This is a genomic window from Formicincola oecophyllae (genome assembly GCF_006542395.2).
Classification (GTDB): Bacteria; Pseudomonadota; Alphaproteobacteria; order Acetobacterales; family Acetobacteraceae; genus Formicincola; species Formicincola oecophyllae.
Genome location: NZ_CP038231.1, coordinates 180,049 through 205,880 on the forward strand (window position 1 = coordinate 180,049; position 25,832 = coordinate 205,880).

Here is a 25,832-nt window from a genome sequence, read left to right on the forward strand (position 1 = left end):
AAGCGTGGGCAGGGGGTGCTGCGGCCAATCAGCGGCGGGAAGTCAAAGGCAGGTCGGGGCTCTGGCTCAGCCTACGCTGCCCTCCAAACTGACTTGAAGGAGTTTCTGCGCTTCAACGGCGAATTCCATAGGCAGTTCATGGAGGACGTCACGGCAAAAACCGTTAACGAGCATCCCCACAGCCTCCTCCTCTGAAAACCCGCGTGAGCGGCAGTAGAAAAGCTGGTCATCTGAAATTTTGGATGTTGTGGCCTCATGCTCGATGTGGCCCGTCATGGAGCGACTTTCGATGTAGGGGGCCGTGTGCGCGCCGCATTCCCCCCCGATAAGCAGGCTGTCGCACTGGGTGAAGTTACGTGCCCGCCGCGCGCGCGGCATCATTTTCACCAAGCCCCTGTAGGTACTGTCAGAATGGCCTGCGGAAATGGTCTTGGCGATGATGGTGGAGCGCGTGTTGGGGGCCAGGTGGATCATCTTGGTGCCTGTGTCGGCCTGCTGGTGGTTGTTGGTCACCGCAACGGAGTAGAACTCCCCCACTGCCCCCTCGCCTGCCAGGATGCAGGAGGGGTACTTCCAAGTGATGGCGGAGCCCGTCTCCACCTGCGTCCAGGAGATGCGCGCGCGCGCGCCTTTGCACAGGCCACGCTTGGTCACGAAATTGTAGACACCACCACGCCCTTCAGCATCGCCTGGGTACCAGTTCTGCACAGTGGAGTACTTGATGCTGGCGTCCTCCATGGCGACCAGCTCCACCACGGCTGCGTGGAGCTGGTTCTCATCACGCTGCGGCGCCGTGCACCCTTCCAAGTAGGAGACGGAGGCGCGGTCGCAGCAAATAATGAGCGTGCGCTCAAACTGCCCCGTATTGCGGGCGTTGATGCGGAAATAGGTGGAGAGCTCCATGGGGCAGCGCACCCCCTCAGGCACGTAGACGAACGTGCCGTCCGTAAACACAGCCGCGTTGAGGGCGGAGAAGAAGTTATCCCCCACAGGCACAACGCTGCCCATGTATTTCTTGATGAGGTCAGGGTATTTGATAATGGCCTCTGACATGGGGCAGAAAATTACCCCTGCCCTCTCCAGCTCCTTGCGGAAGGTGGTGGCGACTGAGACGCTGTCAAACACGGCGTCCACAGCCACTTTGCGCTGCGGGGCTGCGCTGCCTTCGCTAGCGCCTTGTCCCCCCTTCCCGCCCAGGCTGGCAGCTTTCTCCGCCGCTTGGCGTTCCGCTGCTCCTTCCACGCCAGCGAGGATCTCGCGCTCATGAAGGGGGATGCCGAGCTTCTCATAGGTGCGCAGCAGTTCCGGGTCGACTTCGTCAAGGGATTTTGGCCCTGTCCCTGCCTTTTTGGGTTGGGCGAAGTAGTGGGCGTCCTGGAAATCAATGGGGGGGATATTAAGGTGCGCCCAGTGCGGTTCCTTCATGCCAAGCCATGTCTGGTAGGCCTTCAGGCGCCAGTTCAGCATCCATTCAGGCTCCCCTTTGCGCGCTGAGATAAAGCGAATGATCCCCTCGTTGAGGCCTTTGGGGGCGATGTCCATGGGGATGTCAGTCTCAAAACCCCATTTGTAGCCGCCATCCCCCACCAGGGATTCAACATCCTGGCCTGAAGGCCCTGAATCGCCCTGCGCTGGTTTCCTGGTCATGAAAGGCTCTCCCCTGGTGTGGGTGGTGTTGCAAGCTGGGGTGGGTTGGCTGGCTCTCCAGTGGCCATGTCAGCCAAGGTGATGCGGCTCAGGCTTTGCCTGATGGTATTGTTGACAACGTCCCAGCGCCCGTACATGCCGCAGGTGAGGCCGCGCGCGCAGAGGGCGCCATCACAGCAGGCCACCACGGCGATGGGACCGTCAATGGCCTCTATGAGCGCAGCAACGCTGATGTCTTCAAGGGGGCGGGCAATGCGGTAGCCACCGCGTGCGCCGCGCAGCGAAACCACCAGGCCAGCGCCAGCCAGTATTTTGAGCAGCTTGGCGACTGTTGGCTCAGGCATGCCTGTTTCAGCGGCTAAGACGCCAGCGGCGACCAATTCACCATGACGGCCCAACCGCACCAGGATGGCGGCAGCGTAATCAGCAAGTTTGGACAGTCTCAGCAAAAGGCCAGATTCCCTGTTCGTCAGCTAGCGGCGCTTTGGCGCACCAGCGTCCTTGGTTGTTTGCACCTGCGCCCAGGCGTGACGCATGGCCCTGTCCAAAGATACAAGACCCAAGCAGTCCTTTTAAGTGCCTCCAACCCCCTTGCGTCGTCAAGCCTCATTTCATGAAAAGACGCCCATTTTGTCAGGCCCTGCGTAGAGCGGCCAAGGTGCGCATCTTCCACCCGCAGCCCTCAACTGCCAAAGCACAGCATGAAAACGCCCTCCAGCAAGGCACCAGCCAAAAGTCCCACCACTGTGCCGTTGATGCGGATAAAGGCAAGGTCCTGCCCCACCCCCCTTTCCAGGCGTTCTGAAAGGCCAGGCCCATCCCAGCGCTCCACCACTTGGGGGATAAAGCGAGCGATTTCCGCGCGCGCTGCAGGCAACATGCGCAGCAAACCTTGGCGCACAGCGCTGTTAATGCCTTCATCCACAGCGCGGTTAGTGTCGAGCGTCTCAGCGAACTGCTTAATGAAACTGTCAAACACCTGGGCAGTCCAACCATCATCACGCCCAGAATCAGCCACCGCACGGCTTTGCAGGCGCTTCCACAGTTCACCCCCCCATTCACGCAAGCTGTCATGGCCTACAAAACCGCGCACAGCTTTCATCATGGCATCGGCCCGTTCTGGCTCCGCCTCCATGCTATCCACCTTGCCCCTAATCCAACGGGTGAAGCCATGGCGCAGGTCCGAATCCATAGGGTCCACGCGCTCAAGCTCCATTTTGAGCGCACCCAGGACCTGGTCAGCTACAGCGCTGCCCAAAGCCCACCCCACCAGGCGCCCACCCTGTTCGCGCACGCGCTTGGCAACGAAGTCCCGCAGCTCCGTTTCACGCGTCATCACAAGGTCGCGGAACTGCGCCAGGAAAAAGGAGAAGACCTCCTGGTGGACATCGCCCGCCACCATGGCCTTCAAGCCGCGCACCACAGCTGGGGTGAGGTCGGCGCCCTGCAGCAGCCCTTCCATCACATTGCTGACCGTGCGCGCCCCCTCCTCCCCATTAAGCTTGGCCAAGACGCCAGGAATGGCGCCACGCAGGCGCTGGTTGAGGGCCTGGGCAGTTTCAGGCGTGCTGAGGGCGCGCGCCAGAAGGCGGGCAAAATCCACCTTGGCCAAAACGCGGCTGACGTCTGCGTCTGTGAAGAATTGCTCTGCCACGAAGCGCCCAAGCCCTTCGCCGATCTGCTTTTTGCGCGCTGGCAGGATAGCCGTGTGGGGAATGGGCAGCCCCATGGGGTGCCTGAACAGGGCGGTGACCGCGAACCAGTCAGCAAGGCCACCCACAACGCCCGCTTGCGTACCAGCCCTAATCATGTCCAGCCACCAAGGGTGCCCCCACCACCTGACCCACACTGGCAGGGCGGCTGTGGTGGCCAGCCCCGCCATGGTGATGAGAAGCCCTGTGGCCAGGGCTGCGCCACGGCGGCGTTTTTTATGGGATTCGTGCTGGTGCTGGCGTTGATCAGCCAGCTCCGCCCCGCCAGGGGTGGTGGCGCCTGCCTTGGGGGCTTCTGGTGTGATGTGTGGCGCCTTGTCAGCATCAGCGCGGGCTGAAAGCTTCAGAAAGCCACTTGGGGCCTTCAAGTCCTGTTCAGGCCGGGCCAAGGGCGCAGGGCTGCCAGAAGAGTCGCTGGCAAGGGGGGCGGTTGAAAGCACGCCATCTCCCCCTGCAGCAGGACTAGCAGGGTGGGCGCCTTGCATAGCTTGGGAGGTACCGTTGTCTTCAGCGCCTATTGCGGCCCCTGGGGGGGGTGCAGTCCCTGCTTGCCCTTCTGCTTGGCGCGCTGGTTGCCTTTGGGCAGGGTTCATGGAACATTCTTCCTCAACCATTCTTAGATTCCCCTGCCCAAAGGGCCGTCCACCAAAGGCTGGCTGGCACGGGCCAACCTTCTGGCAGGACCGCCACCGTGCCCCATGACTTCGACTGTGAAAGTTTAGCCACCATGACTGACATTCCTTCAGCGCCCCTTCGGTCAGCGGGGGATTATGCCTCAGTGTTGAATGCTGACTACCGCGCCGCACCTGATGCCTTTGACGACATTATTATAGAGCTGCGGGAAAAAAGCACAGTTCCAGGCGGCATGGACAAGCTGGAGGCCATGGTGCGCGCTTTGCGTGACCAGAACTTTGAAGAACGCGCCAGCGCCTTGCGCCGCTACGTTGGTCTTGGGGATGGTACGGACCAGCAACCAGAGCACCGCCTGGCTGAAGCCGCCAAGGCCATTGTGGCAGCTGCCCCCAACCCGGCTGCCCTCGCCACTCCCTTGATTGCAGGTGTGTTCACAGCCCACCCCACCTTTGCCCTGTCAGACCAGGTTTACGATCTTCTGGCACGCAAGGCAGCCCACCCGGAAACGGAGGTACCCCACCTTCCAACGCACCGCCGCGCCCACCCCCCCACCCTGCCTGAGGAACTGGCCCTAGCCCTAGCCGCCATCAGCAGGGGGCGTGACGCCCTAGACGCCTTGGCAAGTCACATCATCACGGAAGCGCGCAAGCGTTGGCCTGACGCTGAATTGGCCCCAGCACCAGTGCTAATGGCCAGTTGGGTGGGGTTTGACACAGACGGGCGCAATGACATCGGCTGGTGGGATACCATCCGCATCCGCCTGGATATGAAAATCGCCCAATTGCGGCGCCTTTTGCGCAACCTGGGCGCCCTTAGCGGTATGGAGGGTGCTCCCCTCACCTTGCGCGTGGCCACCGCCCTAGCCGCGACAGAGGTGCAGCGCGCTGCCTGCCCTCCCAACAATGGCGGTCGCAAGCCTGAGCCAGAGGTGGTGGCCCGCTTTGCCCGCCGCCTGATAGAACTGCGTGAAGACGCGTTGCTGGATGCATCCTCCCTCGACCCCTTGTTCAAGTCAGCCCGTGCTGACCTCTTAGCGCGCGGCGACACAGAGGGTGCGCTGGCGCTTGAGGTGCAGCGGGCGGGTTTTTTCGCCCATGGCCTGGGGCTGGCGCAGATTCACACCCGCCTCAACGCTGCGCAAATCTACAATGTGGTGCGCACGCGCCTGGGCTTGACGGACGACCCGGCCCTGCAGGCGCAGCGCCGCGTGCTGATTGCCCGTATTGACGAGGCCATGGACAAGCAGGAACACCTGCCAGTGGATTTCGGCGCTTTGCTGATTGAACCCAGCGCGGCAGCACGCCTGATGATGACCATGGCGCAGATCCTCAAGCACATCGACAGTGGCGCGCCCATCCGCTTCCTCATTGCTGAAACGGAAAGTGGCTATACCCTTCTGGCCGCTTTGTGGCTGGCGCGCTGCTTTGGCATCAAACCGCGCCAACTGGACATCTCCCCGTTGTTTGAGACTGAATACGCCTTGGAAAATGGCGAAACCATCTTGGAGGAGGCTTTCCGCTCCAAGCATTGGCGCGATTACCTGCGAGCCAATGGGCGCCTTTCGCTGCAGTTCGGCTATTCTGATTCAGGGCGTTATATCGGCCAGCTTGCGGCAGGCACTTTGATTGAGCGCCTGCGCCTGCGCGCCCTGGCGCTGCTTAAAGAACATGGTCTGGAGGATGTCACCCTCCTGATGTTCGACACCCACGGTGAAAGCATTGGCCGGGGCGCTCACCCCTATTCCATGCGGCAGCGGCTGAACTACTTCTCCCCCGCCCACACGCGCCAGGCCCTGGCCAAGGCCCGTATGCCAGCGCGCGTTGAGACCGCCTTCCAGGGAGGAGATGGCTATACCTTGTTCGGCGCCCCTGAACTGGCGGCATCCACCATCGCCACCATGGCTGAATTCGCAGCCGAAAGCCTGAAAGGGCTTGAGAGCGGCCATGCCCCCCACCAGCCAGACCCCCTTTATGAACGGCCTGATTTCGGTGTGGACTTCTTCTCCACCATCGCCATCAAAATGGCGGAACTAGTGGACGACCCAGGCTACACAGCCCTGCTCAGTGCCTTTGGCCCCGCCTTGATCGACAAAACAGGATCGCGCCCTGCAGCGCGCCAAACAGACAGCGCCACCGTCACGCGTATCACCCACCCCAGCCAGATCAGGGCGATTCCCAATAACGCCATCCTCATGCAGCTGGGTTGGTGGGCGACTCTCCTGCATGGTTTGGGCGGGGCAGCGCAGCGTCACCCGGAAATCTTTGAGAAACTGCGCCGTGAATCACCACGCTTCAGGCAGATGATGGACTTTGCCCGCCAGGCCTGCCGCCACTCAGACATTGAGGTGCTGCGCGGCACATTGCGCAGGCTTGACCCTGGCAATTGGCTGGACAGGGCAGGCCGCGCCAAGGAGGGGGAGCGCCAGCGCGCCTTTCTGGCCATTGCGCACACGTTGGAAGGACTGCAGTTCTGGAAAAGCCTGCCGCCCATGTTCCGCAGCTTGCAGCGTGAGAACATCGCCCTCAAAGACATCTGGCCAGAGGCCGAGGGCATGGCAGGGGAGGAAAAACTCCTTCATGCCATCCGCTTTGCCCTTCTGGAGCGCATCTGGCTGCTCTCAACGCGCATCCCCTATTTTGGGCCGCGCGGCACCTTGACGCGTGACGCCATTAGCACGCTCATCATGTGCCTTGACGTGCCACGCGCCTTGACGCTGCTGGATGACCTGTTCCCCATTGAGGCCCCGAGCATCGCCGATCTTGATTTTGGGGAGGAAGGCGGTAGCGCCGCCGCCCAAGGTTTTGCGCGTGAGCATGAGCAGCTGTTCAGGCCTTTGCGGCGTTGCTTTGAACTTCTGCGGGAGGTGGGCATCGCCATCCAACATGCCAACCACGCCTTTGGCTGAGGGCGCAAGCCGCACAACAAGGATGGGCTAGGGTAGGGTCAGAACCTTATCCAGCGCCCCTTGTTGTGGCGCAGCAAAGCTTTGCCGTAGCGGGCCAGGCCATGGTGGGCGCGCTGCTGGCGTGCGCGCAGCTCCTCCACCGTTAGGCCGGCGGCGAATTCCTCATACCAATATTTGGGCGTCATCACGCGTTGGAAGCCATAAAGCCCATCATGGCCTGAAACAGCATAGGCGATGATACAGGCCATGGCGTAATAGGCCAGGTTGGCGGAGCCGAAAATCTCAGCCGCCATCACAGTGCAGGTCAGAGGAGTGTTGGCAGCGCCAGCGAAAACGGCCGCAAACCCAGCCGCCGCCAGGAGCGGCGTGGGGGCGCCCAGCCAGGGTGCCAAGGCATTGCCCAACCCAGCCCCGATAAAGAACATGGGTGTGACCTCACCTCCCCTGAAGCCACAACCAAGCGCCACCAGGGTAAACAGCAGCTTCCACGCCCAGGCCCAGGCGTAGTGGTGCTGGCCAAAGAAATTCACCACGCTGGCGCCATGGGGCTGGGGCGCCACAATACCCAACCCCAGAAAATCATCACTGCCGCACAGCCATACCAGCGCCAGCGTGGCCACCCCACCCAAAGCTGGGCGCAGCCACTGTACAGCGCACAGGCGTGCTGAAAGCGCACGCGCCTGCCTGATACCACCAGCGTAAAGACGGCTGACCACGCCAAAGGCCAACCCCGCCACGCCTACCTTGGCCATCAGCCACGGGTCCGGCCCCGTGAAAGCCCAATGACCACTGTAAAAGGGCTGGAAGCTCATATGGCCGTCTAGGCGTTCAAAACCGATGTAAGCGCTGGTAACACGGCACGTCTGGTCTGCCACCAGGGCCGTGAAGGCGCAGGGAAGCAAGGCGCCATAGCCCATCTCCCCCAAGGCCGTCACCTCAAGCCCAAACAGGGTGCCTGCCACAGGCGTGCCGAAAACCGCCCCAAACCCTGCGGAAACACCAGAAAGGATGATGAGCTTACGGCGCCTGGCATCCATGCGGCACAGCCGCGCCAGGCCATCAGCCAAGCCACCGGCCATTTGCAGCGCTGTTCCCTCACGGCCGACTGATGCCCCAAAAAGGTGACTGATCGTGGCGGCCCCAAAAGCCATAGGCACCATCACCAGGGGCGCGCCATCACCAAAAGCCTTAAAGGGGGCAGGGGCGCCCGTGCGGCCGCGCTGCTGGAACAGCCCCGTCACAAAGCGGTAGGCCAGGGCCACAGCCACGCCAGCCACAGGAAGCCCCCACAGGATCCAGCCATGGTGGAAACGCCACAGGGTGACGCACTTCAGTGTTTGCAGGAACAAGGCCCCCAGCACCCCTGTGGCCACAGCCAGGGGGGCCAGCACCAGCGCCCAACCCGCAAAGCGCGATACAAGGTGGCGGGAACGCTTCAGGTCATTGCTCAGACCAGCGCCAATCCAACGCAACCATGTGGTGACGGCCATGCTGCTGGCTTGGTGGGCGGCAGCGCTAGTTTGTGTTGGGCTAGGGGGCTCTGGGGAAGGTGGCGGGTTCGTTTCAGGGGCATGGGGTGCGGCCATGGGGCTGCTATGCCATGCAGGCCGCTTAGCTGGAAAGCCAGAAAGACGTTTTGTGGCCACCATGCAACGCAAAGGTGCTTGTCAGCCTTGGCTGGAACGGTTCAGATAATCACGCAGGCGCTCCCCAGGGCGCAGGGCGTTGGGGGCAGCATGCCAGAATTTGGGCACGTCCACCCGTTGCGCCAAATAAATACCTGTGTGCCCTGAAACCAGATAGGCCACCACGCAGCCAACGGCATCGTAAACCAGGTTGCCGCTGCCAAACAGCTCCACAGCCATGATGGTGCAGGCCAAAGGGGTGTTGGAGGCAGCCGCGAACACAGCCATGAACCCCACGCTAGCCAGCAGGTCTGTGGGGGCGTCCAGCAACGGCGCCAACGCATTGCCCAAGCCAGAGCCTATGAAGAACAGGGGGGTGACCTCCCCCCCCTTGTAGCCACTGCCCAAGGCCAGAACGGTGAAAATGATCTTCAGCAGCCAGCTCCAGGGGTAATGGCTGTTGGTGAAGAAATCCACAATAGAAGCCCCACCAGGCTGGGGGGAAACTACGCCAAGGCCCAGATAATTTGGTGTGCCCAGAAGCAGCGTAAGCGCGATGGTGCCCAACCCGCCCCAGGCAGGGCGCAACCAAGCGCGCTTGCACAACCTGCCCATAAGGGAACCAAAGCGCCGCAACCCTTCAGAAAACAGCCATCCAGCCAGGCCAAAAGCCACAGCGGCCACCACCACCTTGAGCAGCAAAGGTAAGCTGGCCTGGAACTGGGTGTTGCCTGCCTGGTGGGTGACGCCAAACGTCATCAGGTACGTGGTGTGGGAAACATGCAGCACGGGTTCCCAAGCCCTGCACACCCAGTCGGCCACCACAGCGCTGTAAAGGGCTGGCAGCAGGGCCACATAAAAGGCCTGCCCCAGTGCTGGGACTTCCAGCGCGAACAGGGCACCTGCCACAGGGGTGCCGAAAACGGACCCAAAGCCAGCCGCCACGCCTGCATAAAGCATGATGGTGGTCTGGCGTGGGTCAAGCTTGAAAAGCCTGCCGAAAAAGCCTGCCACGCCACCGCCCATCTGCACAGCGCTGCCTTCCCGCCCAACGGAGGCCCCCAAAAGTTGACTGACGACCGTGGTGATGAAAGCTAGGGGTGCCATCACCAAAGGTACACCTTGTTCAGGCTGGCGGATTTCATCAAGGATGAGGTTGTTGCCCCCAGCCGCCCTCCCACCCCAACGCTGATAGGCCAAGGCGCATAGCACCCCCCCCAATGGCAGCAGGAACAGAAGCCAAGGATGGGCAAAGCGCGCCAGCGTGACAGTGTTGAGCGCCCATAGGAACCAGGCGCAGGCACTGCCCACAATCACCGCCATAGGCGTGAGGAACAGTCCCCACAGCATGGCCCGCTTGAAGCGCAGCGCTGGCAGCGTTGCTGGCGCGGAGGAGGAAAGGGCAGGAAGGGTAGGGAAAGATATGGGCATAGATGATCCGCCTCTTGCAGCAGTCAGCGCTAGGGCTAGGCTGGCAAATGGTTGCAGGCAGGAATCATCAGCCTTTTCAGCAATCCCATGCTGTTTACATGGTGGGCTGAAGGCGGTTTGGGCACGCTGCAAGGCAGGGCCACTGGTGGCAATCCATCACCGGGGCCTTTGACTGCCCCATGTTAAGGGGGCTGTCAAGCCAGGCAGCAAAAAGGCCCTGCCAAACAGTGCTGGCAGGGCCCTTTTGGGCTTTCAGGGCTGGATTTCAGGTCACAACCTGGCTGGTTTTGCCAGCCAAGCGCCCTGAAGAGGTGTCATCAGCCGCGCGCGGCGATGATCTCATCAGCCACATTGCGCGGCACAGCCTCATAGTGATGGAACTGCATCGTGAAGCTGGCACGGCCCTTCGTAGCGGAACGCAGGTGGGAAATGTAGCCAAACATCTCCTTCAGCGGCACCTGGGCGTGGATGATGGCGGTGGAACCGGCGCTCTCCTGGTTCTGGATAATGCCGCGGCGGCGGTTGAGGTCGCCAACAACGTCACCAACGTGATCCTGCGGAGTGGTGACCTCCACCTCCATCACAGGCTCCAGAATAACGGGCCCAGCTTTCTTCATGCCTTCGCGGAAGCAGGCTTTGGCGGCGATTTCAAAGGCCAGCGCTGAGGAGTCGACGTCATGGTACTTGCCGTCCAGCAGCGTGAACTTGAAGTCAACGGTCTCAAAGCCAGCCAGGACACCCGTTGTAGATTGGGCGCGGATGCCCTTGTCCACAGCAGGGATGTACTCCTTGGGAACGGCGCCGCCAACGATCTTGTTCTCGAACACGATCTCGTCCTTGTTCTCGGAAGGGGCGAACTCGATCGTGACTTCAGCGAACTGACCTGAACCACCAGACTGCTTCTTGTGGGTGTAGGTCTCCGTGTGGGGCTGGGTGATGGTCTCGCGGTAGGCCACCTGGGGGGCGCCAACTTCTGCATCAACGCCATATTCACGGCGCAGGCGGTCCACGATGATGTCCAGGTGAAGCTCGCCCATACCTGAAAGGATGGTCTGGCCGGTCTCCTGGTCAGTGCGCAGGTGCAGGGAAGGATCCTCAGCGGTGAGCTTCTGAAGGGCGATGGTCATTTTCTCCATCGCATCCTTGGTTTTGGGCTCAACGGAGATGTCAATCACCGGCACAGGGAACTGCATGCGTTCCAGCACGACGGGATCGGCCGGGTCAGCCAGGGTGTCGCCTGTCTTGGTGTCTTTGAGGCCAACGAAGGCCGCGATGTCACCAGCGTGGACGGACTTCACCTCCTGGCGCTTGTCAGCGTGCATCTTGAAGATGCGGCCAATGCGCTCCTTGGTGCCGTTGGTGGTGTTCAACACGGTGTCACCCGTGTTGAGCACGCCGCGGTAAACGCGCACAAAGGTCAGTGTGCCGTACTTGTCAGCGATGATCTTGAAGGCCAGGCCAGCGAATTTGCCTTCTGGGTCGACAGGCACGATCGGCAGGAAGTCCTCGTCAACCTCCTCATCCTCAGGCGGCGCAATGCGGATGCCCTCCACCTCGTCAGGGGCGGGGAGGTAGTCGCGCACAGCGTCTAGCAAGGGCTGCACACCTTTGTTCTTGAAGGCGGTGCCGCACAGAACAGGGCGGAACTCACCGCTGATGGTGCCTTTTTTGATGCAGCGCTTGAGGGTGTCGGTGCTGACCTCACCCTTCTCGAAATATTCCTCCATGGCGGCGTCATCAACGGCCAAGGCAGTGTCGAGGAGGGTCTGACGGGCTTCCTCAGCCGCTTCCTTCATGTCAGCGGGGATGTCGCCATAGTGGAACTTGGCGCCCAGATCGCCGCCTTCCCAGATGATGGAACGCATCTCGACCAAGTCGACAACGCCCTGGAAGTTATCCTCAGCACCGATAGGAAGCTGCAGGGGCAGGGCAACGATGTCCAGCTTTTCTTTCAAGGTGTCGAAAGCACGCTTGAAGTTGGCGCCGGTGCGGTCAAGCTTGTTGATGAAGATGATGCGCGGCACATTGTAGCGGTCAGCCAGGCGCCAGTTGGTCTCTGACTGGGGCTGAACGCCAGCAACGCCTTCAATAATGAAGATGGCGCCATCAAGCACGCGCAGGGAGCGGTTCACCTCGATGTTGAAGTCGATGTGGCCTGGGGTGTCGATGATGTTGATCTGGTGGCCGTCCCACTCGCACGTCACGGCAGCGGAGGTGATGGTGATGCCGCGCTCACGCTCCTGGGCCATGTAGTCTGTGGTGGTGGCGCCATCGTGCACTTCGCCGATTTTGTGCGAAACGCCCGTATAGTACAGGATGCGCTCAGTCGTGGTGGTCTTGCCGGCATCGATGTGGGCGGTGATGCCGATGTTGCGGATTTTCGAAAGCGCGGATTTCGCGCCGTCAAGGCTTGCGTCAGACACGGGTTTCTCCGGTGGGAAATGCTGTGAGGCCCGCCTGGTTCCTGAGCCTTCTCAGGCGCGGGCGGAAATGAAGGGGCGCTTAGGCATGAAGCGCGGCCAGCAGGCCCTGTGCATAGCTTGGTGTGGCCCAACCCCCAAAGGGCTGAATAACGCTGCGGCCCCAACCCTGCTGGGGAGGGCTGGAACCACTAAAAACGTGCGACACAACATAGGCATGAAGGGCTCTAGGCCATGGTCCTAGCTAGGGCGCCTTAAAACAGCACCTCTCAGAGGGTCTGCGTTAGGAAGGCTTCAGCCAGGGCCATGGGAGCAATCAGGCAGCCTGCCTTTTGGCCTGGGCGCGCTGCAGGCGGCGCTTGATGACCAGCGCCTCTGGCGTCAGCTTGCGGTTGGGGGTGCCCAGCAAGAACGCGTCCAAACCGCCATTGTGCTCAATGGTGCGGAGGCCCTGGGTGGAGACCCTCATGCGGATAGGGGCGCTCAGGATTTCTGAGAGCAGGCTGGCCTCCTGCAGGTTGGGGAGAAAACGGCGGCGTGAACGGTTGTTGGCATGGCTGACGTTGTTGCCCGTCAACACTCCTTTGCCCGTGACCTGGCAACGGCGAGACATAGAACTTCCTCGGTGCTGAGGCGCTTGAGCATGACTTGATGTGGCCCAGCGCATTTCAATGATTAAGGCGGCCTTATGTAGGAGGATGCCGCTTCCGTCAACCCCCATGGTTAGGGGCGCATCGCTTTTCAGGGGTCAGGAGGGGCAGCCAACCGCCCTTTTTGGGCTGATTCACTCATCCCCCTTCACCAACCCTGCTTTAGGACCGTGGTTCTGGCGTGCCCAGAGATCGTGGTAAAACCCTGGGCGCGCCAGGAGGGCCCTGTGACTGCCTGCCTCCACAAGGCGCCCCTTGTCCATGACCAGCACCAGGGAGGCATTGGCTATGGTGCTGAGCCTGTGGGCGACCACCACTGTGGTGGGGTGGTTATGGCTGGCGCCTGGCTGCCCCTCACCCCCCCAAGGCACCAAATCGTCAAGGCGCTTTTGGATGGCAGCTTCAGTGTGGCTGTCAAGCGCGCTTGTGGCTTCATCCAAAATCAGCAGGCGGGGGCGGCGCAACAGAACGCGCGCGACAGCCAGCCGCTGGCGCTCCCCCCCTGAGAGCTTCACGCCGCGTTCGCCCACCACCGTTTCCAGCCCCAAGGGCAGGCGCGCCAAAAGGGGGCCCAGGGCCGCTTCCTCAGCTGCCTGGGCCACTTCGGCTGCTGTGCTACCCAGGCGCCCGTAAGCGATGTTGTCGCCCATGGTGGCGTCAAACAAGGTGCAGTCCTGACTGACGACCCCTGTAAGGTTGCGCAGCTCCCCCAAAGTGAGGGTCGTGATGTCACGCCCATTGATATAGATGTGCCCGGCCGTAGGGTCATAGTCGCGGCATAGAAGGCAGGCGATGGTGGATTTACCTGAACCGCTTTCCCCTACCAAGGCCGCCTTCACACCAGCTGGTATGGTGAAGCTCACGTCTTCAAGGACGTCCTGCCCCTTTTCATAGGCGAAGCTGACATGCTCGAAGCGGATTTCAGGGCCAGCATGGCCCGCCAGGGCCGCCGTTGTGGCAGGGGCAGGAAGGGTGGGGAAGATGATTTCAGGCCCCTGCGCCAAAAGGGCCCTGTAGCGCTCCAAGTCCACAAGGGCGTTCAGCCAGCCCACGCTGACATAGTTGAGCACCCCCACAGCGCTGTAGACGCTGCGCAGGTAAGTGCCCACCAAGACGAACTGCGCAACCCCAATGCGCCCCAGCGCGATATCGCGCCAGGCCAGGCCCAAAAGTAGCACGGAGCTGAGCGCGATGACAGCGGCGCGGCATCCCTGGGAGGCACTGACAAGCAGCTGCAAGCGTGTTTCCGCCTGGCGCAAGTCACCCCTGTAAGTCCCATGGCGCGCCTGCTCATGGTCTTCAGCGCCGAAACTGCGCACGGTCTCAGCATTCATCAGGCAATCCACCAAATGGTGGCTAACGGCATTGTCGCGCTGGTTGCGCAGGCGCCGCGCTTTCAGGCGCAGCTTTGTAAAAACGCGGCTGACCAGGCCATACAGCACCGCCGTGGCCACCAGGGCCGCCAAATAGGAAGGGCTGAACACATGCAGGATGACGCTGAAAGTCAGAAGCAAAGTGATGATGTTGGGCAGGACATTGGAAAGGGCTAGGTCCAGAAGGGTGCCGATGGCGTCCACGCCACGTTCCACCGTGCGCACAAGGGCGCCGGTTTGCCGGCTGGCGTGGTAGCGTGCCCCCAAGCGTTGCAGATGGGCCAAAGCCATGTTGCCTGCGCGTTCACGTAGGGCAGCGCGTAAGGGGGCAGCGACCATGTCACGTACGGGGCCAGCCACGCCGCCCAAGAAACGCATCAGTCCAAACTGGAACAAAAGCGCCGCCATGGCGGCACTGAGGTGCAGGGCCAAATTTGTGGACGTGCCATGGGCCCCAAGGGGGGGTAGCCCTTTGTAAGCGCCCAGCTTGTCAACCATGGCTGCGAAGAACCAGGGCGTGGCCACGCTGGCTGCACCTTCCAGGGCCAGAAGGGCAGCGGCGCTGGCCAAGCGCAGCCAAACGGCCCAACGGGGTGTGGGCATTAGTTGGGCTAGGAAAGGGCGCCATGGCAGCAAGGCACCATCAACGTGGACGTTAACGGGGTCTGCCGGGGTGGTTGGCGCAGATGATGATTTCATGCCGTCACGATAAAGCCCCCCGTCACAAGAGCAAGCGCCCTGGCCTGGTCTGGCCGCAACTGCACGCAAGCCAACCACCATTCAGCGCTATGGCACGCTAAATGAACCACCATGCTGGTTACGGGCCTTGTTGCTTTCTCCAACCTGGAGCGTTGGTTTTGACAAAACGCCCCTGAACGCCTGAATAGGGGTTGCTATGCCCGTTGCATAAAGCTCTTAGCGCCGCTGGGGCTGGGCCTATTGCGCGCATGTCACGCCAGGAAGTGCAGCCCACCTTATGGCAGGGTGTCTTCCCATCCAGCTTGCTTGAAAGACCTGCCTTCATGACCGACCTCTCCACCCTTGGCCCTGTGGCTGAGGAGATCCGCCCTTTTTGGCGCCACATTGAACGTGTGCACTATACCCCCCCTGGTTTGGCGCCACGCCGCCCGCTTTACATAGGGTCCATGACGGCTGATGCGCGCATTGGCTCCTTGGACGGGCGCCTTGAAGAGCACCTCAAAAATTGCCTGCCCCCCAACGCTATCAAGGCTGGGGGCGCTGTTGTATTGGCAGAGGGGATGGGCCTTGCTGAAGGCGCCCAAGCGCTGCGCGATCTCTGCATGGCGTTGCTGGATGTGGAGGCTGGGCCACGCTTTGGCGAATGGTTTGACGTCTTCAATGAGGCAGGCAATCTGTGCGGCGAAGTAGAGCGTGGCCTGGTGCCTTTGCTGGGCACCAGGGCACGTGGGGCCCACCTCAATGGATTGGTCAAGGGGCCTGGGGGAATGCAGCTGTGGGTGGGCACGCGCAGCCGCACCAAGCGCCTTGACCCAGGCTTACTGGACCATCTGGCCGCAGGGGGAGTGGGGGCTGGCTTCAGCCCTTTGCAGACCATGGTCAAAGAAGCTGGCGAGGAAGCGGGCCTACCCCCGGAGCTGGCCAGGCAAGTGCGCCCAAGTGCCGTTCTGCACTATCAGCTTAACCGCCCTGAAGGCCTCAGGCGTGATGAAATCCATTGCTATGACCTTGTGCTGCCAGGGGATTTCATTCCACAGCCTGTTGACCATGAGGTGGAGCGGTTCGAACTCATGCCTTTGTCAGAGGTTTTTGACCGTGTGCGTGACACTGATGACTTCAAGTTTAACGTCAATCTTGTACTGATTGACCTTTTCATCAGGCAAGGCCTGTTCTCTGCTGAAGGGGGGGAGGCCTTGCGCGCTGCCCTCGCTGGCATGGCGCCTGGCACTGAAACTAAACAGGCTTCTGGAGGGCCCTCATGAGACGTCTCCTCAGGCGCACCAGGCGCCGCCCGACAACACCCCCCTGCCAGGAGGGAAGCGCCTTCCAGAACAAGGCACGGGCCTGCCTGGCGCTTTTTTTCATCCTAGCTGGCATTTACGCGTTGCGCAGCTTCATCCCAGCCCTGCTGTGGGGGGGGATTTTCGCTGTGTGCTTGTGGCCGCTTTACGCCATGGCGGAGCGGCGCTTTGGGCAACATCTGTGGCTGCCCATCATGTTCACCATCGTGCTGACGCTGGTGTTTCTCGTTCCCCTCACGTTCTTGGGCTACAAGCTGATTGACGAGATACAAAGTGGCGTCGCCTGGCTTAAAAGCGTCAAGCTGAGTGGCCTGCCCATGCCAAGCTGGCTAGGGAAGCTGCCTTTCGGCGCCAGTGCGGCCACGCGCTGGTGGCAGACCTACCTTGCCCACCCCGATAAACTGTCGCAGCTGCTCCAGACTGTGAATGTGGGCCATGGCTTCAGGATGACCCGCCAAGTGGGTTCAGAGGTCATTCACCGCTGTGTTGTTTTCGTTTTCTCCCTTTTGACATTGTTCTTCACCCTTAAAGATGGTGACGCCATCATCAGTCGCTGCTTGCGTGGCTCCCACAGGTTGTTTGGACCGCAGGGGAAGACCATGGCACGGCAAATCATCAGTTCCATCCATGGCACGCTAGCGGGGCTGGTGCTGGTTGGCCTGGGGGAGGGGGCTATTTTAGGCGTGGCGTACATCGTCTCTGGCGCGCCTCAGCCTCTTTTACTGGCATTGGGCACGGCCTTGGCGGCCATGGTGCCCATGGCTGGCTGGGTAGCCATGACCATTGTGTGCATCCTCATCCAGGCCAAGGGGCACCTTGTGGCAGCTGTGGCAACGTGGCTGTTCGGAGGTGTGATTCTGTTCCTGGCTGACCATTTCGTCAGGCCTGTGCTGATTGGCGGCACCACCAAAGTGCCTTTCCTCTGGGTGCTGCTGGGCATCCTGGGGGGGGCAGAGACATGGGGCCTGCTGGGGCTGTTCTTAGGGCCGGCCATCATGGCGGTGCTGCATTTGCTGTGGCTACGCTGGACGGACGCCCGCCCAGACGGCCTTGGCAAGCAGCCCCAACCACCAAAGGCACCTGTCAAACCGCCCCTGCCCCTCAGCGTTTTGAAAAAGCCTGCCACCAAGGAAAGTGCCAAGCCTGTTACACCAACCTGAAGATAGAACCCGGGGAAGGGGCCAAAAGCTTCTTCCCCAAGCATTTTGTTTGAGCTTGGCCCAACTGCCAAGCTGGACAGAGTTAAATTAAGCACAAAAAAACCGGCCACCCTGCCAAAAACAGGGTAGCCGGCTAAGTAAGTAAGATAGAGACCGCAGAATGGTCGGGCAGGCGGGATTCGAACCCACGGCCTCCAGTCCCCCAGACTGATGCGCTACCAGGCTGCGCTACTGCCCGACGTGCTGCGGTGAGGCTTATCTAGCAGCATGGCTTTTCAGGTGCAATGGGAAAATCGCCTTTGAAGCCATTTTCCCTCAGCATCACCTTTCCAAGGGTTTAAAACGTAAAAAACCCGCCTGGACCAGCCCTTCAGCTAGCCAGCACAGCGCGCAAGCTGGCGATCTCACCCAGCACAGCTTCCAGGCCTGAACGCAGCTGACTGTTGGTTTCCACCAGGCGTGCTTGGTTGGCAAGGATGGCTTCCTTGGCCTGGTCATTTTCGCTGAGCTGCGCGCGCAGGGCCTCTGCCTCCTGGCGCGCTTCCGCCAGGCTCTCCTCCAGGCTGCTTAAGCGTGCCTGCGCGCCATCTGCTTCGCGCCGGTCACGCTCCCCTTGGTCGCGCAGCGTCTCCAACTGCGCTTCCAAGGAGGCCAGGGCAGCTTCATGTTGGCTGTGACGCTCAGAAAGCACTTGTTGCAGACGCGTGTTTTCCTCGTTGATGTCTGCCAAGGCCTGTTGAAGCTGCCCTTCCAAGGTCTGCCCCATGGTGCGTTCACGCATACGTGCCTGGTGGGCGGCTACCAGGCGCTCTTGGAACGTGCTGCCTGGCACAGCTTCAGGCACCTCAGACGGTGGCGCAGCTGAGCTTGGCATAGACCCTGTGGCTTCTACGGCCTCCTCAACGGCATCCAGCCCTTTTTCACCAGCAGGGTTTGTGAACCTCTCAGATTGCCCCGCTGGCACTTCACCATCCGCAGCTGAAACCGCTGAAGCGGGCAAGCGCCCTTCACGTTGCAACGTCATCATAATATCCATGGTGGATTGGTTCTGCTGTTTTAGGTCAGCAATGCGCTTGATGGCTGCCTCATCGCCCTCATCATAAAGGGCTGTGCCATCGCCCATGTCCAACCCAGGGAAAGCAGCCCCCAAAGGGCTGTCGCGCCATTGCCGCAAATCAGCTGCCGGCACGTCAAGCCGCGTGGCCACTTCGTCCAAGGTCAGGGTGAGGTCAGAAGAGGCTTGCTGGGGGGTGAGGGTCAAACTCATGTGAACTTCTCCAGGGGGCATGATGCACGTTGGCTTATGCTATCGCCCTGGAGGCGCGCCCTCAATCCTTGAAAGGCCCAGCCTTGGTGCCTTTAAAGCCTGACCAGAGCGGAACCCCAGGTGAGGCCGCCTCCCAGCGCTTCCATCAGCACAAGGTCGCCTTTAGCGATGCGTCCATCCTTGGTGGCTTCATAAAGGGCCAACGGCACAGAGGCTGCAGAAGTGTTGGCGTGCCTGTCCACCGTGACTACAACGCGTTCAGAACCCAGGCCCAGCTTTTTGGCCATGCCGTCTATAATGCGCAAATTGGCCTGATGGGGTACCATCCACTGAATGTCGCTGCTGTGAAGCCCATTAGCAGCGAGGGCCTCATCCACCGCTGAGGCCAGGTGGGTGATGGCGTGGCGGAACACTTCACGGCCCTGCATTTTGACTACAGTTTTGCTGCCAATGCCTGGGTTGCCCACAGCGCCATCAACGTAAAGTAAGTCCCCATGGCGCCCATCAGCATGAAGGTGGGTGGACAGCACCCCTTCACCTTCCTTAGCGCCAGCTTCCAGCAACACGGCACCGGCGCCATCGCCAAACAGGACGCAGGTGGAGCGGTCTTCCCAATCCAGCAGGCGTGAGAAAACATCAACCCCAATAACCAGCACACGCTTGCTTTGGCCACTTTGAATAAAGGCGTTGGCTGTGGAAAGGGCATAGATGAAGCCAGAGCACGCGGCACTGACATCAAATCCAAATCCCTGGGCCATGCCCAGCTCCGCCTGGACACGCACTGCAACAGAGGGGAACACCTGGTCTGGCGTGGAGGTGGCGACAATCACCGCGTCCACATTCGCACTGCCCACCCCAGCGCGTTCCAAGGCAATGCGCGCTGCCGCCGTAGAGAGGGAAACGGCGTTCTCCCCCTCACTGACGACATGGCGTTGCTTGATGCCCGTGCGGGCGCTTATCCATTCGTCTGAAGTATCCAGGCGTTCAGAGAGTTCAGCATTAGTGACGATGCGTTTGGGCAGCGCGCCCCCCACCCCCGTCAGCCGGGCGCGGGGGCGTGCGGGCGTGTGTGCGGCATTCATGGCTTCAGCTCCGGCCATTCTGGGGGGTGTCGTCACCCTGGCCCACGCCAAGCTGGTCAAGCCTGTGCCTGATTTTATCATTAAGGCCGTTCTGAACGGCATCCACCGCCACATCCATGGCGGCAGCGAAGGCCTCCCCATCAGCGCCGCCATGAGACTTCACCACAACGCCATTGAGGCCAATAAGCACAGCCCCATTGTAACGGCGTGGGTCAATCCATTCACGCATGCGGTCAAAGCCGGGGCGCACCAGCAAATAGGCCAGACGTGTGATGAGGTTGGTTTTAAAAACGGACCGCACAAGCCCAAAAGCCAGCTTCAAGGCGCCTTCACCTGTTTTGAGGGCGACATTGCCCGTGAAGCCGTCCGTTACCACCACGTCCGTTTTGCCTGCGGTGATGTCATGGCCTTCCACAAAGCCTTTGAAACGGGGCGCCAGAACGGATTGCCGCAATTGCGCAGCGGCTTGGCGTAGTCGCTCATCGCCCTTAAGGTCCTCATCGCCCACGTTGAGCAAACCAATGGTGGGCGCTTGAAGACCCAAGGCCGCCTGCGCGAAGGCTTCCCCCATGACGGCAAACTCAACCAAGTTGCGGGCGTCACAAGCAATGTTGGCGCCTAGGTCCAGCATTACTACATCACCACGCGCTGAAGGCTCCACAGCCACAAGGGCAGGGCGGGAAATGCCTTCAAGGGCGCCAACGATGATTTTGGCCAGCGCCAGCATAGCGCCGGAATTGCCTGCGGAAACGGCGCCATGGGCTTCACCCTTGGCAACGGCTTCCATCACGCCCCGCATGGAGGATCCCCGCACGCGCAGGGCGGCTGTGGGTTTCATTTCCATGGGGATAGAGGCATCCGCATGGCGGACGCTGCAAATGCGGGCTGCCTTGGGGTGGTCACGCAAAGCCTTTTTCAGTTGGGCTTCATCACCCACCAGAAGGATGCGCGCTTCAGGGTGGCGGTCTGCGGTGATGTCGAGCCCATCCAGCACAATGGATGGCGCACGGTCACCCCCCATGGCATCCACGGCCAGGGTGAAGGGCTGACCAGGAGCAGAGGCCTTCGCGCCAGAAACGGGCGTCCTGGCCCTCGAATCCTTCTCCGTCATCATGCCCCCATCAACATAAACGCTTTTAACGCTTCCCGGCCCCTTGGCCGGCGCTCACCTCTGCAGAACCATTGCCCCCAAAGCCGCGCCATGCAAGGTGCGGCTCAGGCGCGGACCGTGTGCTTAAGGCCCTTGCCTTCAGCGCTGATGACCTCACGGCCATCATAATGACCACAGTGGCTGCAGACATGGTGAACGCGCTTCAGTTCACCACAATTGCCGCATTCGCCATGGGCTTCAACGCGCAGGGCCTGGTGGCTGCGGCGCATGCCACGACGGGACGGGCTGGTTTTTCTTTTAGGTACTGCCATGACTCTACTCTCAATCAATCAATGCGCGCGGCCAAAGCCGGCATGGGCCTGTCAGGTGCCTGGTGCGCGCTTTCAGCCTCGCACAGGCGCCGCCTGCCAAGCATGACGGAAACCGGTTTAGGAAGGCTGATGCCGCAACGGGCATTCAGGCCGGCTGCCCTAGCAGATACCAGGTTGAGACGCAAGGCCGCAAGCCCTCCCGCCCTGTTGCCTGGCCAGGGAATGACCGCTTGAACGACACCTTGCTAACCTGGCCCCAACCGTTCCAACAAATAGAACAACCGCCAGGCCCATCCCGGTAACCACTGGCCAGAAGCCAGAAGACTACGCGCCTTCAAGGCACGGCCACCCTAGGTGGCTGCAGCGCCACCTTCAGCCAAGAGGCAAGCGTCCGCAGGAAACTTGCTGTGTAGGCCCCTCCAGGGCAGCGGGGTAGCTTCTACCACATCCTTTCCGCCCCTGCACGGCTTTCTCACCCACGCTTTGTCTCAGGCCCCCTGGACCATGATCAGGGGACCGTCAGGTGCCTTCCCCAGGGCCCCCATCCTTCTTGAGGGCTGCCAAGGCCGCAAAGGGGTTGGGCCGTTTCACCTCTCCCGCCCCCTCAGTGCCTTCATCAGGGGGGGTGAGGTCCACATGGTTCTCCATGCCAGCCCCCGCAGCACGCGGGTACGGGTCTAAACACAGCGCCAGCTGCTCAGCCAAGGCCTTCCCCAGCTCAAGCGTATGGCCCGTGTAAGGGACATCATCCCGTTCACTGGCAAGCAGCGTTTCAATGTCCACCGCCTCGTCAGGTTCCATTTCCTCTTCAGGAATGAAACGCAGGGGGAAGTCCTCGCTCACGTCCTGGCGCACAGCCGCGCCCGTGATCACGCAAGGCTGCTCCAGAACGGCATCAATATGGCCTTCAGCCACCCAGGCACCAGGCCGGGAAGGGTCAGGCCGCACATCAAAATCACCTTTAAGGGCGCTCAAGCTCAGCAAGCTGAACCGTTTGGCAAGGTCTTGGCGTTCCTCGGCTGTGGTGGCGATGACCACCTTCATGCCCTTGCCAATGCGTGAAAGGGGCAACCGTGTCGCCAAACCACTGCCTGTGGCGCCGCGGCTGGGGTGCTCTGGTTGGGTAGGGCTAGGCATGATGGTAAATCCTCAGTGGGTGGTTAGTTATGGTTGTGGTGGCTGGTCCATGACAAATCAAGCATGAGGGCAGCTCGCAAACGTGACTTCCACCCGATGCTTATCAAGGATGCCCTAACCCTGGACGGCAGGAAGTGGTGAGATGGTGCCCCGACCCCACTTCTGACAAGGGCGGCCATGCATTTTCCGAGCCGCCAGGGCAGTCCGCCAGGCAGCGCTTTAAGGGTAAGTGCCTATGGCTGCAGGCCGCAGCTGTACAAGTAGCTGTACAACATGCCAGACCAGGTTGGGCGTGCCCCTGTCTTGACAGCACCGCCAGCAACGGCTGACATGGCGCCCATGGCTGCAGGCCAGCCCACTTGGCCCCAACGCCTGGCAGAGTGGAGCCTGCACGCTGATTGATAGCGCACCCCTTCCGCACAGGTTCGCTGACTGCCCAGCGCCACGGTGGCGCCTTGAGACAAGAGGATAATGCCCTGACTGGCGTCACCACCCTTATCAGCTTGGTTCAGGCCACTGGTGCCCTTTGGTGCCAGGGCCGTAGCAAACCAGCCAGCCTGCCAGCACAAGCCAGGCACGGCCGCATAGCGCCACTTGTGGCGGTTGGTATGATCATGGCTGCCCCCCTTTTTTCAGGTTGCGGCATTACGACCATTTTCGATGCCCCCGAAGTGCCCCGTGGCGCTTTGTTGGAGCTGAGCGACATCAAGCAGCTTCACCCAGGGGAAACCACTAAGAAAGAGGCTGAGAAGCTTCTGGGCTCCCCCACGGTTCACGCCACGTTCAACGACAACACTTGGATTTACGTCTCCCTGACCAAAAACCTGGTGCCGGCCAGCTTCCCAGAAGTCGATAAGCAGCAGGTGGTGGTGCTTGACTTCAACGGTGATGGCGTTTTGCAGCGCACGCGGGTGCTTGGTAAGAAAAACGCCATCCATGTCTCCATGGTGGGTGACGTCACGCCAACGCCTGGCACCAATGTTTCTATCCTGGCGGAGCTTCTGGGCAATGTTGGCAAGTACAACCCCATGAACAGCCTTGGCAGCACGTTTGGCGGCATGGGGGGCATGGGCGGCATGAATGGCGCAGGCCTTGGTGGCGGTTTGGGCAATGGCCCCATGCAGGGTTATGGCGGTGGTGGCACAGGCAACACCATGCGGTAACGGGCGCCCTGCACCCCCGCCAACCCTTGTGGTGGGGTGGCTGGTGTGATAGGGCACCAGCGGTCCAGCATTTATCCCCCTATCAGGGGTAAGTGGTTTGTTGGACTTCATGCATGACCCCGAGGAGATGATGACACCGTGCAAGTTCTCGTTCGTGACAACAATGTCGACCAGGCCCTGAAAGCCCTCAAAAAGAAACTGCAGCGCGAAGGCGTTTTCCGCGAGATGAAGCTGCGCCGCCACTTTGAGAAGCCCTCAGAGAAGCGCGCCCGCGAAGGCGCTGAAGCCGTGCGCCGCGCCCGCAAGATGGAGCGCAAGCGTCTTGAGCGTGAAGGCTTCTAAGCTGCTTTTCCTTTCAGGGCTGGACTGAGTTTCCGGCTTTGCTGCTGTCTGCCGAACGGGAGGGGGTGTTTGTCCCCGCCAGACGCACCTAAAACCGTTTCCACCCAAGGTTGGCGTCAAGCTGACCTTTAAAGGTGGGAACGGTTTTTTTATGGATTGCCCACAAAGGGCGCATTTCAGTCTGGCAAGCGCCAGAGACGTTGCCCTGCCCCAAAAGCCTGGGCAAAGGGCTGACAGGGGGAGAGGACGTAGAAGCGCACAGCAGGTTTAGGCTCGGTGCTCCCCTCCCCCTGGCCAAACCCCTCTTTATAAGGGCGTGGAACCAGAACAGCCCCTTGGGGCCAGTTCGGCTGGCCAGGGGCAGGTTCCTTGCCAGGGCGCCATTCATGTAAGCTTTGCACCATGGAAGGGGCGTTGATGACCGCTTTGGCCCCAGCAAGCCATTTCCAGCGTTGGTCCGTGCTGTAAAAAGGCCCGCCCACGCCCAGGCTGCGTGCGCTCCAGGCCAGGCGGGCAGCAAGGGCATAATCAGCCACGACCAGGTCACAACGCTGAACAGGGCGCACGTTCAGCAGCAAACCATCCCAACCAGCACTTTGGCGTGCCACCACATTCCAGTGGGCTGAAACATGCCAGGAGGCTGGCAAGGGCCACCAAGCCAACGCCATGATACCCACTGTGCCCAACAGCCCCAAACCCACACCCCAACCCATGAGCCGCTGCCAAAAGGCACTTCCCCAAAGGGCCAACCACCCAGCGCCCCATGCCAGCATGGGGTAAAGCAGCAAGGGCCAGTTAGGTTGAACGCGGCTGTGCAAGGCCTGGAATGTGAACAGCGCCAGGCCAGGCAGGACCAGCCACATCATGGCTTGGAAGCCAGCTTTACCCTGCGCATGGCGCTGTGCCACACTAAAGCCCCGCCACCAGCACAGCACCAGCAAAGGGGTTGCCAAGGCAAGCTGGCCTGCCATGAACTCCACCTCATAGTGCCAACCCCACCCAGCTGTGCCCAAACGGCCAAACTGCTTGACCAGCCCTACACCACCATGGCGTGCGTTCCATAGCAGAACAGGCTCTGCGGCCAGCAACGCAGCTGCCGCCATCACACCCGCGCTGGCCAAGGCTGGCAGGGCGCTTTGAGGCGCAGCCACATGTCCTTTTGGGGCAGGTCGGACCTTCACATCCTGCAAGCTGTTTGGGGGGCGCTTTGTTAGGTGCCGCCACGCTTGCCAAAGCAAATTGGCCAGAGCGCCCCCCCAGGGCAGGGCAGCAGTGTATTTACTATCAAAAGCCAATCCCCCCATAAAACCCGCCAGCCCCCACCGCCAAAGCCGGCCAGGGTCTGCCCAAGCGCCCATCAATGCCCAAAGCCCCAGGCATGTCATGACCATGAGGGGTACGTCTGGCGTCATCACCAGCATGGCTAAACTAAATCCAGGGGTGGCGTTCAGGCTCATCACCACCCAGAAAGCCGCCTTAGCCCTTTGGCCTGGCGCGCAGCTAGGCAGGGAAAGCCCCACTGCCCGCGCCAAGGCCCAGCTGGCCAGCCAAGCGCCCAAGGGACCAGCCAAGCGCACACCAAGCGGCTGTGGCCCTAACAAAGTCATGCCGCCCTTCATCCAAAGCGCCACCATGAAAGGATGGTCATAGTAGCCGCCCTGTAAAGGCAACGTGGCCCAAAGCGCGTAGTAAGCTTCATCAGGCACCAGGGGCAATGTGGCAGCCACAACCAGCCGCAGCGCCGTTAGGCCAGCCAGGCCCACCCACAGCGCCCTTTGCCAAGGGGGGCTTTTGCAGGTGTTTTCCTTGTGGGACTTTACCGGGCAGAGCATCGTCAACTTTTCACCCCACAGGAACATGCCA

Annotated in this window: 20 protein-coding genes, 1 tRNA gene and 1 riboswitch; of the genes, 5 read left to right on the forward strand and 16 right to left on the reverse strand. The window is 61.1% G+C overall.

Annotated elements, in window-relative coordinates:
* Positions 1–66 precede the first annotated feature (66 nt).
* The 3 genes from sufB to E3E12_RS00785 all read right to left on the reverse strand — a co-directional run bounded on the left by sufB (position 67) and on the right by E3E12_RS00785 (position 3,952).
* Positions 67–1,647 (reverse strand): Fe-S cluster assembly protein SufB, encoded by a 1,581-nt coding sequence (sufB, locus tag E3E12_RS00775; protein ID WP_141442616.1) that lies wholly within the window; start codon positions 1,645–1,647, stop codon positions 67–69.
* The gene (locus tag E3E12_RS00780; RefSeq protein WP_141442617.1) at positions 1,644–2,096 is read right to left on the reverse strand and encodes an SUF system Fe-S cluster assembly regulator; all 453 of its coding nucleotides are present in this window, start codon (positions 2,094–2,096) and stop codon (positions 1,644–1,646) included. The genes sufB and E3E12_RS00780 overlap by 4 nt, the downstream gene beginning before the upstream one ends.
* A 233-nt stretch (positions 2,097–2,329) precedes the next feature.
* On the reverse strand, positions 2,330–3,952 hold the full coding sequence (locus E3E12_RS00785) for a DUF445 domain-containing protein (RefSeq protein ID WP_240810524.1): 1,623 nt from the start codon (positions 3,950–3,952) through the stop codon (positions 2,330–2,332).
* 134 nt (positions 3,953–4,086) lie between these two features.
* Between E3E12_RS00785 and E3E12_RS00790 the strand changes: the two genes are divergently transcribed.
* Positions 4,087–6,897: a phosphoenolpyruvate carboxylase gene (locus E3E12_RS00790; RefSeq protein WP_141442618.1), complete on the forward strand. Its 2,811-nt coding sequence runs from the start codon at positions 4,087–4,089 to the stop codon at positions 6,895–6,897.
* 38 nt (positions 6,898–6,935) lie between these two features.
* Here the strand turns inward: E3E12_RS00790 and E3E12_RS00795 are convergent, their stop codons facing one another.
* From E3E12_RS00795 to E3E12_RS00815, 5 genes are all read right to left on the reverse strand, one after another.
* Positions 6,936–8,483 carry a chloride channel protein gene (locus tag E3E12_RS00795; RefSeq protein WP_240810525.1) on the reverse strand — a complete coding sequence of 516 codons (1,548 nt, stop codon included), beginning with the start codon at positions 8,481–8,483 and terminating at the stop codon, positions 6,936–6,938.
* An 81-nt stretch (positions 8,484–8,564) separates the two neighbouring features.
* Positions 8,565–9,953, reverse strand: coding sequence for a voltage-gated chloride channel family protein (locus E3E12_RS00800; RefSeq protein WP_141442619.1), 1,389 nt, complete (start codon positions 9,951–9,953; stop codon positions 8,565–8,567).
* A 51-nt stretch (positions 9,954–10,004) separates the two neighbouring features.
* A riboswitch (Fluoride riboswitch) is annotated at positions 10,005–10,123 on the reverse strand.
* Between the two features lie 147 nt (positions 10,124–10,270).
* Complete coding sequence (fusA, locus tag E3E12_RS00805) at positions 10,271–12,376, reverse strand: elongation factor G (RefSeq protein WP_141442620.1); 2,106 nt, start codon at positions 12,374–12,376, stop codon at positions 10,271–10,273.
* A gap of 313 nt (positions 12,377–12,689) precedes the next feature.
* Positions 12,690–12,986: a 50S ribosomal protein L28 gene (rpmB, locus tag E3E12_RS00810; protein ID WP_141442621.1), complete on the reverse strand. Its 297-nt coding sequence runs from the start codon at positions 12,984–12,986 to the stop codon at positions 12,690–12,692.
* Positions 12,987–13,157: 171 nt separating this feature from the next.
* Positions 13,158–15,095, reverse strand: coding sequence for an ATP-binding cassette domain-containing protein (locus tag E3E12_RS00815; RefSeq protein ID WP_168194336.1), 1,938 nt, complete (start codon positions 15,093–15,095; stop codon positions 13,158–13,160).
* A gap of 323 nt (positions 15,096–15,418) precedes the next feature.
* Here E3E12_RS00815 and E3E12_RS00820 point away from each other — a divergent pair, with 323 nt between their 5' ends.
* The gene (locus tag E3E12_RS00820) at positions 15,419–16,357 is read left to right on the forward strand and encodes an NUDIX hydrolase (protein ID WP_141442623.1); all 939 of its coding nucleotides are present in this window, start codon (positions 15,419–15,421) and stop codon (positions 16,355–16,357) included.
* The gene (locus E3E12_RS00825; RefSeq protein ID WP_141442624.1) at positions 16,354–17,556 is read left to right on the forward strand and encodes an AI-2E family transporter; all 1,203 of its coding nucleotides are present in this window, start codon (positions 16,354–16,356) and stop codon (positions 17,554–17,556) included. The genes E3E12_RS00820 and E3E12_RS00825 overlap by 4 nt, the downstream gene beginning before the upstream one ends.
* A gap of 161 nt (positions 17,557–17,717) precedes the next feature.
* On the opposite strand, the gene E3E12_RS00830 is transcribed toward E3E12_RS00825, so the two are convergent.
* The 7 genes from E3E12_RS00830 to E3E12_RS00855 all read right to left on the reverse strand — a co-directional run bounded on the left by E3E12_RS00830 (position 17,718) and on the right by E3E12_RS00855 (position 22,464).
* Positions 17,718–17,794 (reverse strand) — tRNA-Pro (locus E3E12_RS00830).
* Between the two features lie 132 nt (positions 17,795–17,926).
* A complete protein-coding gene (locus E3E12_RS00835) occupies positions 17,927–18,823 on the reverse strand; it encodes a MerR family transcriptional regulator (RefSeq protein WP_141442625.1) in 897 nt (298 codons plus the stop codon).
* A gap of 92 nt (positions 18,824–18,915) precedes the next feature.
* Complete coding sequence (locus E3E12_RS00840; RefSeq protein ID WP_141442626.1) at positions 18,916–19,905, reverse strand: beta-ketoacyl-ACP synthase III; 990 nt, start codon at positions 19,903–19,905, stop codon at positions 18,916–18,918.
* A 4-nt stretch (positions 19,906–19,909) separates the two neighbouring features.
* Complete coding sequence (plsX, locus tag E3E12_RS00845; protein WP_141443967.1) at positions 19,910–21,016, reverse strand: phosphate acyltransferase PlsX; 1,107 nt, start codon at positions 21,014–21,016, stop codon at positions 19,910–19,912.
* 104 nt (positions 21,017–21,120) lie between these two features.
* The gene (gene rpmF, locus E3E12_RS00850) at positions 21,121–21,327 is read right to left on the reverse strand and encodes a 50S ribosomal protein L32 (protein WP_141442627.1); all 207 of its coding nucleotides are present in this window, start codon (positions 21,325–21,327) and stop codon (positions 21,121–21,123) included.
* Positions 21,328–21,341: 14 nt separating this feature from the next.
* Positions 21,342–21,512, reverse strand: a complete 171-nt coding sequence (locus E3E12_RS08930) for a hypothetical protein (RefSeq protein WP_206338653.1) — start codon at positions 21,510–21,512, stop codon at positions 21,342–21,344.
* Positions 21,513–21,846: 334 nt separating this feature from the next.
* On the reverse strand, positions 21,847–22,464 hold the full coding sequence (locus E3E12_RS00855) for a DUF177 domain-containing protein (RefSeq protein WP_141442628.1): 618 nt from the start codon (positions 22,462–22,464) through the stop codon (positions 21,847–21,849).
* Between the two features lie 398 nt (positions 22,465–22,862).
* On the opposite strand from E3E12_RS00855, the gene E3E12_RS00860 reads away from it, so the two are divergent.
* The gene (locus E3E12_RS00860) at positions 22,863–23,627 is read left to right on the forward strand and encodes an outer membrane protein assembly factor BamE (RefSeq protein ID WP_240810526.1); all 765 of its coding nucleotides are present in this window, start codon (positions 22,863–22,865) and stop codon (positions 23,625–23,627) included.
* Between the two features lie 138 nt (positions 23,628–23,765).
* Positions 23,766–23,969 (forward strand): 30S ribosomal protein S21, encoded by a 204-nt coding sequence (gene rpsU / locus E3E12_RS00865; protein ID WP_141442629.1) that lies wholly within the window; start codon positions 23,766–23,768, stop codon positions 23,967–23,969.
* Between the two features lie 176 nt (positions 23,970–24,145).
* Here the strand turns inward: rpsU and E3E12_RS00870 are convergent, their stop codons facing one another.
* Entirely contained in the window at positions 24,146–25,801 is a 1,656-nt protein-coding gene (locus E3E12_RS00870) for a glycosyltransferase family 39 protein (protein WP_240810579.1), read from the reverse strand.
* Positions 25,802–25,832: the final 31 nt, after the last annotated feature.

Excerpts from the sequence above, each read along its gene's own strand:
- E3E12_RS00820 (WP_141442623.1), top strand. The coding sequence starts at position 15,419 with ATGACCGACCTCTCCACCCTTGGCCCTGTGGCTGAGGAGATCCGCCCT.
- E3E12_RS00835 (WP_141442625.1), bottom strand. The coding sequence starts at position 18,823 with ATGAGTTTGACCCTCACCCCCCAGCAAGCCTCTTCTGACCTCACCCTG.
- plsX (WP_141443967.1), bottom strand. The coding sequence starts at position 21,016 with ATGACGGAGAAGGATTCGAGGGCCAGGACGCCCGTTTCTGGCGCGAAG.
- E3E12_RS00825 (WP_141442624.1), top strand. The coding sequence starts at position 16,354 with ATGAGACGTCTCCTCAGGCGCACCAGGCGCCGCCCGACAACACCCCCC.
- E3E12_RS00870 (WP_240810579.1), bottom strand. The coding sequence starts at position 25,801 with ATGCTCTGCCCGGTAAAGTCCCACAAGGAAAACACCTGCAAAAGCCCC.
- E3E12_RS00855 (WP_141442628.1), bottom strand. The coding sequence starts at position 22,464 with ATGCCTAGCCCTACCCAACCAGAGCACCCCAGCCGCGGCGCCACAGGC.
- E3E12_RS00840 (WP_141442626.1), bottom strand. The coding sequence starts at position 19,905 with ATGAATGCCGCACACACGCCCGCACGCCCCCGCGCCCGGCTGACGGGG.
- E3E12_RS00785 (WP_240810524.1), bottom strand. The coding sequence starts at position 3,952 with ATGAACCCTGCCCAAAGGCAACCAGCGCGCCAAGCAGAAGGGCAAGCA.
- E3E12_RS00795 (WP_240810525.1), bottom strand. The coding sequence starts at position 8,483 with ATGGCCGCACCCCATGCCCCTGAAACGAACCCGCCACCTTCCCCAGAG.
- sufB (WP_141442616.1), bottom strand. The coding sequence starts at position 1,647 with ATGACCAGGAAACCAGCGCAGGGCGATTCAGGGCCTTCAGGCCAGGAT.
- rpmF (WP_141442627.1), bottom strand. The coding sequence starts at position 21,327 with ATGGCAGTACCTAAAAGAAAAACCAGCCCGTCCCGTCGTGGCATGCGC.
- E3E12_RS00800 (WP_141442619.1), bottom strand. The coding sequence starts at position 9,953 with ATGCCCATATCTTTCCCTACCCTTCCTGCCCTTTCCTCCTCCGCGCCA.
- E3E12_RS00790 (WP_141442618.1), top strand. The coding sequence starts at position 4,087 with ATGACTGACATTCCTTCAGCGCCCCTTCGGTCAGCGGGGGATTATGCC.
- E3E12_RS00815 (WP_168194336.1), bottom strand. The coding sequence starts at position 15,095 with ATGAAATCATCATCTGCGCCAACCACCCCGGCAGACCCCGTTAACGTC.
- rpmB (WP_141442621.1), bottom strand. The coding sequence starts at position 12,986 with ATGTCTCGCCGTTGCCAGGTCACGGGCAAAGGAGTGTTGACGGGCAAC.